The sequence below is a fragment of the Mycobacterium sp. NGS33 genome (genome assembly GCF_059812885.1).
Genome location: NZ_JCALDN010000002.1, coordinates 83,220 through 98,046, shown reverse-complemented (window position 1 = coordinate 98,046; position 14,827 = coordinate 83,220). Strand labels below are relative to the sequence as shown.

Genomic DNA, 14,827 nt, shown 5'->3' with positions numbered 1-14,827 from the left:
ATCGTCACGGTGGCGTCTCCCGAAGGACGTAGCCGACCCCGCGCACCGTGTGGATCAGCCGCGACTCCCCATCGGCCTCGGTCTTGCGCCGCAGGTAACCCACATAGACCTCGAGCGCGTTGCCCGAGGTGGGAAAGTCGAAGCCCCAGACCTCTTCGAGGATGCGGCTGCGGGTGAGCACCCGGCGCGGGTTGGCGATCAGCATCTCCAGCAGCGCGAACTCGGTGCGGGTCAGGCTGATCCGGCGCTGTCCGCGGGTGACCTCGCGGGTGACCGGGTCCAGCGTCAGGTCGGAGAACGTCATCGCCACGGAGTCGGCGTCCTCGTCCTCCGGCTTGGTGCGGCGCAGCAGCGCGCGCATCCGGGCCAGCAGCTCCTCCAGGGCGAAGGGCTTCGGCAGGTAGTCGTCGGCGCCGGCGTCCAGGCCGGCGACCCGCTCGGACACCGAGTCGCGGGCGGTGAGCACCAGGATGGGCAGATCGTCACCGGTGCTGCGGAGCTGACGGCACACCTCGAGGCCGTCCAGGCGCGGCATCATCACGTCCAGGACGAGCGCGTCGGGGCGATCGCTGGCGATCAGTTCGAGGGCTTCGACGCCGTCATGGGCCAGCTCAACGGAGTAGCCGTTGAAGGACAAGGACCGACGCAGCGATTCGCGCACCGCGCGATCGTCGTCGACGACCAGTATTCGCACGGCCCCTAGTTTCGTCCCACCGCCTGAGACTGGCCTGAGAGGCGCGCCGGGGGGCTAGCGGCGATCGCAAGCGCGGCGCAGCCGGGCGCGGCGGGTCGCCGCCATAGAGCTAGCGGCGGTCGAGGTCGATCAGGCCGAGGCGGGCCGCCTTGAGCAGCCGCCGGGGCACTTTGTGCCGCTGACCTGCGACCGTGACACCGACGAGTTCGGTCTTCTCGGCCTTCCACTGCGCGCGCCGGCTACGGGTGTTCGCGCGCGACATTCTGCGCTTGGGTACGGCCATGGTCGGGCCTAACTCCTCGTGTTGCTTCGAAAATTCGACGTGGGACTTGCAGTTCGGCATGTCGCGCGGCGTGGCTGGTGAGCCGAACGGGCGACAATCGCACCTCAGGATAGTCGCTGGCCCGCTCGTGGCCAAAATGGACGCCCGCCCGCCGACCGCCAGCCGCTGATCGCGCCACGGGCGGCCCGGCCCCGAAGTGGGATCCTTGACGTGACACCGGCGGTACCCGCTAACCTACCGGTTGGTTGGTAGGTCCGAACCGGTGAAATCCCCGAATGGAGGACAGGCATGGCCTCTGCTTCCGGCGCCGCTGGCGCCCCGGGCAGTTCCGGCGCCGTCCGGATCGCGAACTGCTCGGGCTTCTACGGCGACCGGCTGTCGGCCATGCGAGAGATGCTCACCGGCGGTGACGTCGACTACCTGACCGGCGATTACCTGGCCGAACTCACCATGCTGATCCTCGGCCGCGACCGGATGAAGCACCCCGAGCGCGGCTACGCGAAGACCTTCCTGACCCAACTCGAGGACTGCCTGGGCGAGGCCCGCGACCGTGGGGTCCGCATCGTCGCCAACGCCGGGGGCCTCAACCCCGCCGGCCTGGCCGACGCGATACGCGCGCTGGCCGAGCGCCTGGGCATCGACGCGCGAGTCGCCCACGTGGAGGGTGACGACCTGTTGGCGCGCGCCGCCGAACTCGGGCTGGGCAGCCCGTTGACGGCGAACGCGTACCTGGGCGCCTGGGGCATCGTCGACTGCCTAAGCGACGGCGCCGACGTCGTCGTCACCGGCCGCGTCACCGACGCCTCGGTGATCGTCGGGGCCGCGGCGGCGCACTTCGGCTGGGGCCGCACCGACTACGACGCGCTCGCCGGCGCGGTGGTCGCCGGCCACGTCATCGAGTGCGGTGTCCAGGCCACCGGGGGCAACTACTCCTTCTTCACCGAGGTGCCCGACCTGACCCACGCCGGTTTCCCGCTGGCCGAGGTCAACGCCGACGGGTCCTCGGTGATCACCAAGCACCCGGGTACCGGCGGGCTGGTCAGCGTCGACACCGTCACCGCGCAGCTGCTCTACGAGATCACCGGCGCCCGCTACGCCAACCCCGACGTGACCGCCCGGATGGACAGCGTCGAGCTGTCGTCCGACGGCCCGGACCGGGTGCGCATCAGCGACGTGCGCGGCGAGGCCCCACCGCCCACCTACAAGGTGTCGATGAACAGCATCGGCGGGTTCCGCAACGCGATGACGTTCGTGCTGACCGGCCTGGACATCGAGGCCAAGGCCGATCTGGTGCGCCAACAACTCGACGCCGCGCTCACCGTCAAGCCCGCCGAACTGCAGTGGACCCTGGCGCGCACCGACCATCCCGACGCCGACACCGAGGAGGCCGCCAGCGCCCTGTTGCACTGCGTGGTGCGTGACCCCGACCCCGCCAACGTCGGTCGCCAATTCTCCTCGGCCGCAGTCGAATTGGCGTTGGCCAGCTATCCGGGATTCCACGTCACCGCGCCGCCGGGCGACGGGCAGGTCTACGGGGTGTTCACCCCGGGCTACGTCGCCGCCGATCAGGTACCGCACGTCGCGGTACACGCCGACGGTACCCGCGTCGATATCCCTTGTACCACAGACACTTTGGAACTCGCACCCGCCGCCGAACCACCGCTTCCGGAACCCCTGCCGGACGGGCCGACCCAACGCGTGCCGTTGGGCCGCATCGCCGGGGCGCGCAGCGGCGACAAGGGCGGCTCCGCCAACGTCGGGGTCTGGGTGCGCACCGACGAGCAATGGCGCTGGCTGGCCAACACGTTGACCATCGAGCTGCTCGCAGAGCTGCTGCCCGAAGCGGCCGAATTCGGCGTCACCCGCCACCTGCTGCCGAATCTGCGGGCGGTCAACTTCGTCATCGACGGCATCCTCGGCCAGGGCGTCGCCTACCAGGCCCGCTTCGATCCCCAGGCCAAGGGGCTGGGCGAATGGCTCCGCGGCCGCTACCTCGACATCCCGGAGAACCTGCTGTGAACCTTTGGACCACGCCCGAGCGCGAACAGCTGCGAAAGACGGTGCGCTCGTTCGCAGAACGCGAGATCCTGCCCCACGTCGACGAGTGGGAGCGCTGCGGCGAGCTACCCCGCGAGTTGCATCGCAGCGCCGGGGCCGCCGGCCTTTTGGGCGCGGGCTTCCCCGAATCGGTCGGCGGCGGTGGCGGCGACGGCGCCGACGCGGTGATCATCTGTGAGGAGATGCATCAGGCCGGCGCCCCGGGCGGCGTGTTCGCGTCGCTGTTCACCTGCGGCATCGCGGTGCCGCACATGATCGCCTCGGGCGATCGGCGGCTGATCGAGGAGTTCGTCCGGCCGACCCTGGCCGGCGAGAAGACCGGTTCGCTGGCGATCACCGAGCCCGGCGGCGGCTCCGACGTCGGACATCTGCGCACCTCGGCGGTCCGCGACGGCGACCACTACATCGTCAACGGCGCCAAGACCTACATCACCTCCGGGGTCCGCGCCGACTACGTGGTGACCGCGGTACGCACCGGAGGCCCTGGCGCGGGCGGGGTTTCGCTGCTGGTGGTCGAGAAGGGCACGCCCGGCTTCGAGGTGAGCCGCAAGCTGGACAAGATGGGCTGGCGGTCCTCGGATACGGCCGAGCTGTCCTACACCGACGTCCGGGTGCCGGCCACCAACCTGGTCGGCGCCGAGAACAGCGGGTTCGCCCAGATCGCCCAGGCCTTCGTCGCCGAGCGCATCGGCCTTGCCGCACAGGCCTATTCGAGCGCCCAGCGCTGCCTGGACCTGACGGTGCAATGGTGTCGCGACCGCGAGACATTCGGTCGTCCGTTGATCTCGCGGCAGTCGGTGCAGAACACGTTGGCGGAGATGGCGCGTCGCATCGATGTCGCCCGGGTCTACTCGCGCCACGTGGTGGAGCGGCAGCTCGCCGGCGAGACCAACCTGATTCCGCAGGTATGTTTCGCCAAGAACACCGCCGTCGAGGCCGGCGAATGGGTGGCCAACCAGGCCGTCCAGTTGTTCGGCGGCATGGGCTACATGGCCGAATCCGAGGTCGAACGCCAGTACCGGGACATGAGGATCCTGGGCATCGGCGGAGGAACCACCGAAATCCTGACCGCACTGTCCGCCAAACTGCTGGGATTCCAATCATGACCGTGCTGCAGTCCACCCTCGACCGCGAGGCCGCCGCCTTTACCGACGCGGCGTCGGCGGCCATCGCGAAACTGGAGGAGATCGACACCGAGCTGGCCAACGCGCTGGCCGGCGGCGGGGCGAAATACGTTGAACGCCATCATGACCGCGGCAAGCTGACGGCGCGTGAGCGCATCGAATTGCTGGTCGACCGGGATTCGCCGTTCCTGGAGCTGAGTCCGCTGGCGGCCTGGGGCAGCGCCTTCAAGGTCGGCGCGAGCACCGTCACCGGCATCGGCGTGGTCGAAGGCGTCGAATGCATGATCGTCGCCAACGACCCCACGGTCAAAGGCGGCACCAGCAACCCGTGGACCCTCAAGAAGATCCTGCGGGCCAACCAGATCGCCTTCGAGAACCGGCTCCCGGTGATCTCGCTGGTGGAGTCCGGCGGTGCGGATCTGCCCACGCAAAAGGAGATCTTCATTCCCGGCGGGCGGATGTTCCGCGACCTCACCCGGCTCTCGGCGGCCGGAATCCCCACCATCGCACTGGTATTCGGCAACTCCACCGCCGGCGGGGCCTACGTCCCGGGCATGTCGGATCACGTGGTGATGATCAAGGAACGTTCCAAGGTCTTCCTGGCCGGTCCCCCGCTGGTGAAGATGGCCACCGGCGAGGAATCCGACGACGAATCGCTCGGCGGCGCCGAAATGCATGCTCGCATCTCCGGTTTGGCCGACTACTTCGCCGTCGACGAACTCGACGCCATCCGCATCGGCCGTCGCATCGTGGCCCGGTTGAACTGGACCAAGCGCGGGCCGAAACCCAAACCGGTCACCGAGCCGCTGTTCGACACCGAAGAACTCATCGGCATCGTGCCCGCGGATCTGCGGATCCCGTTCGATCCCCGCGAAGTCATCGCCCGCATCGTCGACGGCTCCGAGTTCGACGAATTCAAGCCGCTCTACGGTTCCTCCCTGGTGACGGGCTGGGCGCGGCTGCACGGGTATCCGATCGGCATCCTGGCCAACGCGCGCGGCGTGCTGTTCAGCGAGGAGTCCCAGAAGGCCACCCAGTTCATCCAGCTGGCCAACCGCTCCAACACGCCACTGCTGTTCTTGCACAACACCACCGGCTACATGGTCGGCAAGGACTACGAAGAGGGCGGGATGATCAAGCACGGCTCGATGATGATCAACGCCGTGTCCAATTCGACGGTGCCACACATCTCGCTGCTGATCGGCGCCTCCTACGGCGCGGGTCACTACGGCATGTGCGGCCGCGCCTACGATCCCCGGTTTCTCTTCGCCTGGCCGACGTCGAAGTCCGCGGTGATGGGCGGCGCCCAGCTGTCGGGCGTGCTGTCGATCGTGGCCCGCGCTGCCGCCGAAGCGCGCGGCCAGCAGGTCGACGAGGACGCCGATGCGGCGATGCGGGCCGCGGTCGAGGGCCAGATCGAAGCCGAGTCGCTGCCGCTGGTGTTGTCCGGGATGCTCTACGACGACGGGGTGATCGACCCGCGAGATACCCGCACCGTCTTGGGAATGTGCCTGTCCGCCATCGCCAATGGCCCGATCGAGGGGACGTCGAACTTCGGCGTCTTCCGGATGTGAGCCCCATGATTACTCGAGTACTGGTCGCCAACCGCGGTGAGATCGCCCGGCGGGTGTTCGCCACCTGCCGCCGGCTGGGCCTGGGCACCGTCGCCGTCTACACCGACCCCGACGCCGGCTCCCCGCACGTCGCCGAGGCCGACGCCCGGGTGCGCCTGGACAAGACCAACGACTACCTCAACGCCGAGGCCGTCATCGCCGCCGCCCGCGCCGCGGGCGCCGACGCGATACACCCCGGTTACGGATTCCTTTCGGAGAACGCCGACTTCGCGGCCGCCGTCCAGGACGCAGGCCTGACGTGGGTGGGACCGCCGGTGGACGCGGTGCGCGCGATGGGCTCCAAGATCGAGTCCAAGAAGCTCATGGCCGCGGCGGGCGTGCCCGTGCTCGACGAGCTCGACCCCGACACCGTTACCGAGGCGCAGCTGCCGGCGCTGGTCAAGGCCTCCGCGGGCGGCGGTGGCCGCGGCATGCGGGTGGTGCGCGAATTGTCCGCCCTGCCCGCCGAAGTGGAAGCGGCCCGCCGCGAAGCCCAGTCCGCCTTCGGGGACCCGACGGTGTTCTGCGAGCGCTACCTGCCCACCGGACACCACATCGAGGTTCAGGTCATGGCCGACACCCACGGCACGGTGTGGGCGGTCGGGGAACGGGAATGCTCGATTCAGCGCCGCCACCAGAAGATCATCGAGGAGGCGCCCTCGCCGTTGGTGGAGCGCACCCCCGGCATGCGCGCCAAGCTGTTCGACGCCGCCCGGTTGGCCGCCGAAGCCATCGGCTACACCGGCGCAGGCACGGTCGAGTTCCTGGCCGACGACGACGGCGAGTTCTACTTCCTCGAAATGAACACTCGGCTGCAGGTCGAACACCCGGTGACCGAGGAGACCACCGGACTCGATCTGGTCGAACTGCAGCTCGCCGTCGCCGACGGCGCCCGCCTGGACGCGCAACCGCCTGCCCCCCAAGGGCATTCGATCGAGGCCCGGCTCTACGCCGAGGATCCCGCCAAGAACTGGCAACCGCAGGCCGGCCTGGTCCGCGGGTTCGAGGTGCCGTCGGTGCGGGCCGAGTTCGGCTCCCTGGGGCACCGGACCGGGATCCGGCTGGATTCGGGCATCGTCGAGGGGTTCACCGTCTCGATCCACTACGACCCCATGCTGGCCAAGGTGATCTCCTATGCCCCGACGCGACGCCAGGCGGCGCTTGTGCTCGCCGACGCGCTGGCCCGCGCCCGCGTGCACGGTGTGCGCACCAACCGGGACCTTCTGGTGAATGTGCTGCGGCATCCCGCGTTTCTCGACGGGACCACCGACACGGCGTTTTTCGACACCCACGACCTGGCGCGCCTCGCGGCGCCGCTGGGCGGCACCGCGGTGGTGCGACTGTCGGCCATCGCGGCCGCACTCGCCGACGCCGCGCACAACCGCGCCGGCGCCCCCGTCCTGGGTGCGGTGCCCAGCGGCTGGCGCAACCTCCCATCGGTCTATCAGGTCAGGGACTACCGCGACGACGCCGGTGACGAGATCAAAGTTCAATACCGTTTCACCAGAACCGGTTTGGTACTTCCGGACGACCCGTCCGTGCAGCTGGTGTCGGCCACGGCGAAGGCCGTCGTGCTGCGGGTGGACGGTGTCGACCACGGCTTCTCGGTGCGGCGCTACGAGTCCGACGTCTACGTCGATTCCGCGCGCGGACCCGTGCACCTGATCGCGCAGCCCCGTTTCCCCGAGCCAGGTTCGACCGTCGAAAAGGGCTCGCTGGTCGCGCCGATGCCCGGCAGCGTCATCCGGCTCGGTGCCGCGATCGGCGACACCGTCACCGCCGGCCAGCCGCTGATCTGGCTGGAGGCCATGAAGATGGAACACACCATCGCCGCCCCGGTCGACGGGGTCCTCGCCGAACTCAACGTCAAGACCGGTCAGCAAGTCGAAGTGGGCGCTGTGCTGGCAAGAGTGGAAGCGCCACAATCAGAAGGGGATTCAGCATGACCGACACCAGCTTCATCGAGAGCGAGGAGCGTCAGGCCCTACGCAAGTCGGTGGCGGCGTGGGCAGCCAACTATGGCAGCGAGTACTACCTGCGCAAGGCCCGCGCGCAGGAGCACACCGACGAATTGTGGTCGGAGGCAGGCAAACTCGGCTTCCTGGGCGTGAACCTGCCCGAGGAGTACGGCGGTGGCGGCGCCGGAATGTACGAGCTCTCGCTGGTCATGGAGGAGATGGCGGCGGCGGGCAGCGCGCTGCTGCTGATGGTCGTCTCGCCCGCCATCAACGGCACCATCATCAGCAAGTTCGGCACCGAGGAGCAGAAGAGGCGCTGGATTCCCGGCATCGCCGACGGGACGCTGACGATGGCCTTCGCCATCACCGAGCCCGACGCCGGCTCCAACTCGCACCGGATCACCACGACCGCCCGCCGGGAGGGCAGCGACTGGATTCTGAAGGGCCAGAAGGTATATATCTCCGGCATCGACCAGGCGCAGGCGGTGCTGGTGGTGGCCCGCACCGAGGAGGCCAAGACCGGCAAGCTGCGCCCCGCGCTGTTCGTGGTGCCCACCGACGCGCCGGGCTTCGCCTACACCCCGATCGAAATGGAACTGATCAGCCCCGAACGCCAGTTCCAGGTCTTCCTCGACGACGTTCGCCTGCCCAGCGACGCGCTCGTCGGCGCCGAAGACGCCGCCATCGCCCAGCTTTTCGCCGGTCTGAACCCCGAACGCATCATGGGCGCGGCGAGCTCCGTCGGGATGGGACGGTACGCGCTGAGCCGGGCCGCCGAATACGTCAAAACCCGGCAGGTATGGGGCACGCCGATCGGCGCGCACCAGGGGCTGTCACACCCGTTGGCGCAGTGCCACATCGAAGTCGAGCTGGCCAAGCTGATGCTGCAGAAGGCCGCCACCCTGTATGACTCCGGCAACGACATGGGCGCGGCCGAGGCCGCGAACATGGCCAAATACGCTGCGGCCGAGGCGGCGACGCGTTCGGTGGATCAGGCGGTGCAGTCGCTGGGCGGCAACGGACTGACCAAGGAATACGGCCTGGCCGCGATGCTGGCCTCGGCCCGGCTGGGCCGCATCGCCCCGGTCAGCCGTGAGATGGTGCTGAACTTCGTCGCGCAGACATCCCTGGGTCTGCCCCGAAGCTACTGATGACCGGTTCTTTCTCATGACAAGGCTCGTCGAATACGCCGGACCCGCCGACACGGGCGGGCCGTACGCGCGGCTGACCCTGAATTCGCCGCACAACCGCAACGCGCTGTCGACCACCCTGGTCAACCAGTTGCACCAGGGGTTGCGTGACGCCTCAGCGGACCCGGCGGTGCGGCTGGTGGTACTGGGCCACACCGGCGGAACGTTCTGTGCCGGTGCGGATTTGAGCGAGGCGGGCAACGGCGATCCGTTCCAGATGGCCGTCGAGCGGGCCCGGGAGATGGTCGACTTGATGCGGGCCATCGTCTCCTCGCCGCTGCCGGTGATCGCCGCGATCGACGGGCACGTCCGCGCGGGGGGCTTCGGCCTGGTGGGCGCCTGCGATATCGCGGTCGCCGGTCCGCGCAGCACCTTCGCGCTCACCGAGGCCCGGATCGGCGTCGCGCCGGCGATCATCTCGTTGACGCTGCTGCCCAAACTTTCGGCGCGGGCCGCCGCGCGCTACTACCTGACCGGCGAGAAGTTCGACGCCGGCCAGGCCGCAGAGGTCGGCCTGATCACCGTTGCCGCCGAGGACGTCGACGCCGCGGTCGACGAACTGATCGCCGATATCGGCCGTGGTTCGCCCCAGGGCCTCGCGGCTTCCAAGGCCTTGACGACGACCGCGGTGCTGGCGGAGTTCGACCGCGACGCCGAACGCCTCGCCGAGGAATCGGCCCGGTTGTTCGTCTCCGACGAGGCGCGTGAAGGCATGCTGGCTTTCCTCGAGAAGCGTGCGCCCAACTGGACGAGTTAGCCAGCTGAGAAGTTAGCCAGGTGTCAAACAACGGGTCCGGCCTAACGGCCGGCGGTGTGACGCGGGCCGGCGCAAGGTTGCAGTTTAGCCAATCCTCTTGCAGCAAATGCTGTACGTCGTAGGCTCGTGGGTGATGAGCAACTCAACGCAACGGGATGCGGAGGACACGCGCGGCGAGCCGTCGCGCGCGGCCGATACCGACCGCATCCAGATCGCCCAGTTGCTTGCGTACGCGGCCGAGCAGGGCCGCCTGCAGCTCAACGACTATGAAGACCGTTTGACCAGGGCTTATGCGGCGACGACGTATGAGGAACTGGATGAGCTGCGGGCCGATCTGCCCGGGACTCCGATCAGCCCGCGTCGCGGCGGCAAACCCAATCCGGCGCCGTCGACGCTGCTGCTGGCGTTGATGAGCGGCTTCGAACGCCGCGGCCGATGGAACGTCCCGAAGAAGCTCACCACCTTCACGCTGTGGGGCAGCGGAGTGGTCGATCTGCGCTACGCCGACTTCACCTCGACCGAGGTCGACATCCACGCGATGTCGATCATGGGGGTGCAAAACATTTTGCTGCCGCCCGAGGTCAACGTCGAGGTGCACGGCCGCGGCGTGATGGGAAACTTCGACCGCGCGGTCCACGGGCAGGGCACCCCCGGCGCGCCGACCGTGCACATTCGCGGCTTCTCGCTGTGGGGCGCTGTCGGGATCATCCGCAAAGCCCGCCGGCCGCGCGGCTAGCGGAAAACCCTCAGCGGGGCACGTAATCGAACGTGTCGGGGTTGGGCCCGTTGCGTCCGGACTCGCCCTTGTCTAGCGCCGAGATCGCGTCCATGTCCGAGTCGTCCAATTCGAAGTCGAACAGCTCGAAATTCTCCTTCACCCGGTCCGGTGTCACCGACTTCGGGAAGACGATGTCGCCGCGCTGGATGTGCCAGCGCAACACCACCTGCGCCGCCGACTTGCCGCGGGTGTTCGCGACGCGGTTGATCACCGGATCGTCGAGTACCTTGCCCTGGGCGATGGGCGCCCACGCCTCGGTGGCAATGCCGTGTTCGCGGCCGTAGGCCCTAACCTCGTTGTTTCCGAAGTACGGATGAAGTTCGATCTGGTTCACCGACGGGACGGTGTCGGTCTCGTTGGCGAGCCGCTTCAGGTGTGCGACTTGGAAATTCGACACACCGATGCTGCGGGCGCGGCCGTCGCGCGCGAACTCCTCGAAGACCTTCCACGTCGACACGAAGTCACCGTCGTACAGCGTGGGCAGCGGCCAGTGGATGAGGAACAGGTCGACGTAGTCGGAATCCAGTTTCTTCAGCGTCTCGTCGAAGGCGCGGCGCGCATCGTCGGGTTTGTGAAAGCCGTTGTTGAGCTTGCTGGTGACGAAGACCTCGCCGCGGTCCAGGCCCGCGTCGCGGATGCCTTGCGCGACTTGCTTTTCGTTGCCGTACATTTCGGCCGTGTCGATGTGTCGGTAGCCGATCTCGAGGGCCGTCTTCACCGCCGCGGCGGTCTCGTCGGGCTTGATCTGGAACACGCCGAAACCCAGCTGCGGAATGCTGACCCCGTTATTGAGTTCGATCGTGGGAACCTGGCTCATACGTCTCCTCCTTCTCCAAGTGCCTGTACCCGGTCCGAAGCACACCTATCCCCTGGCCGGGGTGGCCATGTGGCGGTTAACGGCGGCGTGACCGCAGGTAGTCACCGACGACGGCCGCGCCCAGGCCGTCGAGGTCGGGCACCACGACCCGTCCCTCGACCCGGCGGGCGACCTGGTCGATGAAGCGGGCCAGACCGGGGTCGCTGCCCAGCCGGAAGATGGTGATCTGGGCGCCCAGGCGCGCCATCTCATCGAAACCGCGCACGGTGTGGGCGATGGTGCGCGGATGCGGTGGGTAGTCGAAAAACACTGTCGTGCCGTCCCCGTCGAAATCCTCGAGGTGCGCGGTCGGCTCACCGTCGGTTACCACCAGCACGACGGGCTGCGCGTTGGGGTGCCGGCGCAGATGGCGACCGGCCAACGCCAGCGCGTGATGCAGGTTGGTGCCCTGCTCGTAGACCCCCTCCAGGCCGGTGAGCTCGGCGGCGGTCACCGTCCGCGCGTAGCGGCCAAAGGCGATGATCTGCAAGGCATCCGAACGAAAGCGGGTGCACACCAAATGGTTGAGCGCCAGCGCCGTCTGCTTCATCGGCAGCCAGCGGTTCTCCATCACCATGGAGAACGAGGTGTCGACCAGCAGTGCGACCGCGGCCTGCGTCCGAGTCTCGGTCTCGGAGACCTCGACGTCGTCGACGGTGATCTTCAAGCGTCCGTCGGGGCCGTCCATGGTGGCCGTTCCCGCCTGCCGCAGAACGGCATTGGTCAAGGTGCGGGAGATGTTCCACGGCTCGGTGTCACCGAACTGCCAGGGTCGAGTGGCGCCGGTGAGTTCGCCGGCCGCGCCTGCGCGGCGGTGGTCACGCTCACCGCGGCGTCCGGAAAGCTGTTGCGCCACATCGCGTAGCGCCGTCTCGCCAAGCCGGCGCATCGCCTTCGGCGACAGCCGCCACTGCCCATCGGAACCGCGGTCCAGGAAGCCCTGATTGACCAGCGCGCGTTCCAATTCGGCTAGCGTGCGGGCGTCGACGGCCGCCTCGTCACCGAGCTGACGCGCCAGCGCGTCCAGGTCGACGTCGTCCATGGTCGCGCCCGGATAGCTCTGCGAGAGCTGCTCGGCCAGTTGCTCCAGCTCGGCGATGTCGGACAGCGCCTGGGTGCCCTCCCCCATCCCGAACGGGTTGTCACCGGAGAACTGCTCGGAGCCGCTCCAGTCCTCCCCCGGCCGCGCCGCCTGCAGGTGCGCATCGAGCCGGTTCAGCGCCTGCATCAGCGCAGGCGAGCCAAAAGCCTGCTGCGCCAACGCATCCAGCTCCGCGCGCTGCTCGGCGCTCAGGCTGTTGCGGAACCGCTGCGCGGCCGCGGCGCGCTTGGCCAGCGAGTCCAGCAACTCATCGACGTTGCGCGGGTTCTCCGGAAAGAACTCGCCGTGCTTGTCCATGAAGTCGTCGAAGTCTTGCTGGGTGTCCTCGCCGCGGGCGTGCTTGTCCAGCAAGTCGTTGAGGTCGTTGACCATGTCGTTGACCCGCTGGCGATCCTCGTCGGTGGCGCCCTCCAACGCCTGCTTCATGCCCGCGAAGCGTTGGTCCAGCATCTCGCGGCCGAGCAGATCCTTGATCTGGTCGTACTTTTGGCGCGCCTCACCGCTGCGCCAGTTGTAGTCGGAGAGCTCCTGGACGGCCTTGGCCGGCGACGACGGCAGCGCGTCCAATTGCAGTTCCCCGAACCGGGCGTCGTCGTCGAGCGCGCGGGCCAGCTCCTTGCGTTCGGCCAACACCGCCTCGTCCAGCAGCTTCTTGATCTCCTGCAGGGTTCCGTCTAAGTTGTTGCGGCGCAACAATTCCCGCCGCCGGCGGTTGGCCTCGGCGGCGAGCCGGTCCGCGCCGGGCAGGTTCTTGGTGCCGCGGCGCAGCAGCTCGGACAGCGCACGCCGCGGCGACGTGCCGGCCATGACATCCTGACCGATCTGTTCGAGCGCCTCGCGCAGATCCACCGGCGGTGCCAGCGGGTCGGGGCCGCCGGTGTACGCCGAGTAGCGCGAGGAATGCCCGCGTGACGATCGCAAGCGCGGCGAAGCCGGGCGCAGCGGGTCGTCACCACCAGAACTAGCCATAGACGGTTTGACCCTCCCCGGATACCTTGTCGATGCGCTTGGCCAGATACAGCGCCTCGAGCGCCAGTTCCAGCGCCGCGGCCCGTTCGCCTTCCGACTGCGCGCCCAGCTTGGCCGCGATCTTGTCCACCACCGCCAGGTTGGGGACCGCGGCCAGCACGTCCTTGGCCGACACCCGCTCCCCCGTCGTCACCGCCGAACCGCCCTCGACCGCGGCCACCAAAGAGCCGACGTCGATGCCGCCCAGTGCGCGCGACGCGGTGTCGGCGGTCGCGCGGCGCAACAGGTGCTCGAGCACCGCCTGTTCGCGGCCCTCCTCGCCGGACTCGAATTCCAGCTTGCCGCGCAGCACGTCGATCACCGTGCCCAGGTCGACCACCCGGGCCACCGGATCGGTCTCCCCCAGCACCGCGCCACGATGCCGGGCGGCGGCGGCGACCGTCTCGGCGGCGGCGATCGCGAACCGCGCCGACACCCCGGAGCGTTGATCGACGGAGTTGGACTCCCGCAGGTAGCGGGCGAACCGGGCGATGACCTGCATCAGGTAGTCGGGAACCTGGGCCGACAGGTGCGCTTCCTGCGCGATCACACCGACTTCCGCGTCGAGCTCGAGCGGGTAGTGGGTCCGGATCTCCGCGCCGAAACGGTCTTTGAGCGGGGTGATGATGCGCCCCCGGTTGGTGTAGTCCTCGGGGTTGGCGCTGGCGACCACCAACACGTCCAGCGGCAGGCGCAACGTGTAACCGCGGACCTGGATGTCGCGCTCCTCCATCACGTTGAGCATCGACACCTGGATGCGCTCGGCGAGGTCGGGCAGTTCGTTGACCGCGACGATGCCGCGGTGTGCGCGGGGGATCAGGCCGTAGGCGATGGTCTCCGGGTCGCCCAGGCTGCGGCCCTCGGCGACCTTGATCGGGTCGATGTCGCCGACCAGGTCGGCCACGCTGGTATCCGGGGTGGCGAGCTTCTCGGTGTAGCGCTCGCTGCGGTGCTTCCACTCTACCGGCAGGTCGTCACCCAGCGTGGCGGCCTTGCGGATCGACTCCGGGGTGATCGGCGAGAAGGGGTGCTCACCCAGTTCGGCACCGGCGATCACGGGCGTCCACTCGTCGAGCAAGCCGGTCAGCGCCCGCAGCAGCCGGGTCTTGCCCTGCCCGCGCTCTCCGAGCAGCACGAAGTCGTGGCCGGCGATCAGGGCCCGCTCGAGCTGGGGCAAGACGGTGTCGTCGAAGCCCAGGATGCCCGGCCAGATGGCTTCACCATCTCCGCCTTCGGCAAGGCGTGCGAGCAGATTTTCGCGGATTTCCTGCTTGACTCCCCGTTCACGATGACCGGCGGCACGAAGCTCGCCGACCGTGCGGGGCAGGTTGGTCGGTGACGTCACCACTCCACGCTACGACGCGGGCTCACACGAGTCATGCCAAGGGCGTTCACTAGACGCTTAT

At 68.5% G+C, this 14,827-nt stretch carries 12 protein-coding genes; 7 read left to right on the top strand and 5 right to left on the bottom strand.

Going from position 1 to position 14,827, the window contains the following annotated elements; all coding sequences use genetic code 11:
• Window positions 1-4: 4 nt before the first annotated feature.
• Window positions 5-694, bottom strand: coding sequence for a two-component system response regulator MprA (mprA, locus tag AC5Y5B_RS04535; RefSeq protein WP_112632849.1), 690 nt, complete (start codon window positions 692-694; stop codon window positions 5-7).
• 109 nt (window positions 695-803) lie between these two features.
• Window positions 804-977 carry a 50S ribosomal protein L32 gene (gene rpmF / locus AC5Y5B_RS04530; RefSeq protein ID WP_003872812.1) on the bottom strand — a complete coding sequence of 58 codons (174 nt, stop codon included), beginning with the start codon at window positions 975-977 and terminating at the stop codon, window positions 804-806.
• Between the two features lie 288 nt (window positions 978-1,265).
• Between rpmF and AC5Y5B_RS04525 the strand changes: the two genes are divergently transcribed.
• From AC5Y5B_RS04525 to AC5Y5B_RS04495, 7 genes are all read left to right on the top strand, one after another.
• On the top strand, window positions 1,266-2,996 hold the full coding sequence (locus tag AC5Y5B_RS04525; protein WP_500004031.1) for an acyclic terpene utilization AtuA family protein: 1,731 nt from the start codon (window positions 1,266-1,268) through the stop codon (window positions 2,994-2,996).
• Window positions 2,993-4,141 (top strand): acyl-CoA dehydrogenase family protein, encoded by a 1,149-nt coding sequence (locus AC5Y5B_RS04520; RefSeq protein ID WP_500004029.1) that lies wholly within the window; start codon window positions 2,993-2,995, stop codon window positions 4,139-4,141. Before AC5Y5B_RS04525 ends, AC5Y5B_RS04520 begins: the two co-directional genes overlap by 4 nt.
• A 2-nt stretch (window positions 4,142-4,143) precedes the next feature.
• Entirely contained in the window at window positions 4,144-5,733 is a 1,590-nt protein-coding gene (locus AC5Y5B_RS04515) for an acyl-CoA carboxylase subunit beta (RefSeq protein WP_500004738.1), read from the top strand.
• A 5-nt stretch (window positions 5,734-5,738) separates the two neighbouring features.
• Window positions 5,739-7,718, top strand: coding sequence for an acetyl/propionyl/methylcrotonyl-CoA carboxylase subunit alpha (locus AC5Y5B_RS04510; RefSeq protein ID WP_500004025.1), 1,980 nt, complete (start codon window positions 5,739-5,741; stop codon window positions 7,716-7,718).
• Complete coding sequence (locus AC5Y5B_RS04505; RefSeq protein WP_500004022.1) at window positions 7,715-8,881, top strand: acyl-CoA dehydrogenase family protein; 1,167 nt, start codon at window positions 7,715-7,717, stop codon at window positions 8,879-8,881. Before AC5Y5B_RS04510 ends, AC5Y5B_RS04505 begins: the two co-directional genes overlap by 4 nt.
• A 16-nt stretch (window positions 8,882-8,897) precedes the next feature.
• A complete protein-coding gene (locus tag AC5Y5B_RS04500) occupies window positions 8,898-9,677 on the top strand; it encodes an enoyl-CoA hydratase family protein (RefSeq protein ID WP_500004019.1) in 780 nt (259 codons plus the stop codon).
• A gap of 133 nt (window positions 9,678-9,810) precedes the next feature.
• Window positions 9,811-10,413 carry a DUF1707 SHOCT-like domain-containing protein gene (locus AC5Y5B_RS04495; protein ID WP_112632860.1) on the top strand — a complete coding sequence of 201 codons (603 nt, stop codon included), beginning with the start codon at window positions 9,811-9,813 and terminating at the stop codon, window positions 10,411-10,413.
• 10 nt (window positions 10,414-10,423) lie between these two features.
• Here the strand turns inward: AC5Y5B_RS04495 and AC5Y5B_RS04490 are convergent, their stop codons facing one another.
• From AC5Y5B_RS04490 to AC5Y5B_RS04480, 3 genes are all read right to left on the bottom strand, one after another.
• Window positions 10,424-11,272 (bottom strand): aldo/keto reductase, encoded by an 849-nt coding sequence (locus tag AC5Y5B_RS04490; protein WP_112632842.1) that lies wholly within the window; start codon window positions 11,270-11,272, stop codon window positions 10,424-10,426.
• 76 nt (window positions 11,273-11,348) lie between these two features.
• Window positions 11,349-13,382: a vWA domain-containing protein gene (locus AC5Y5B_RS04485; protein ID WP_500004016.1), complete on the bottom strand. Its 2,034-nt coding sequence runs from the start codon at window positions 13,380-13,382 to the stop codon at window positions 11,349-11,351.
• Window positions 13,375-14,769 (bottom strand): sigma 54-interacting transcriptional regulator, encoded by a 1,395-nt coding sequence (locus tag AC5Y5B_RS04480; protein ID WP_112632840.1) that lies wholly within the window; start codon window positions 14,767-14,769, stop codon window positions 13,375-13,377. The genes AC5Y5B_RS04485 and AC5Y5B_RS04480 overlap by 8 nt, the downstream gene beginning before the upstream one ends.
• Window positions 14,770-14,827 lie beyond the last annotated feature (58 nt).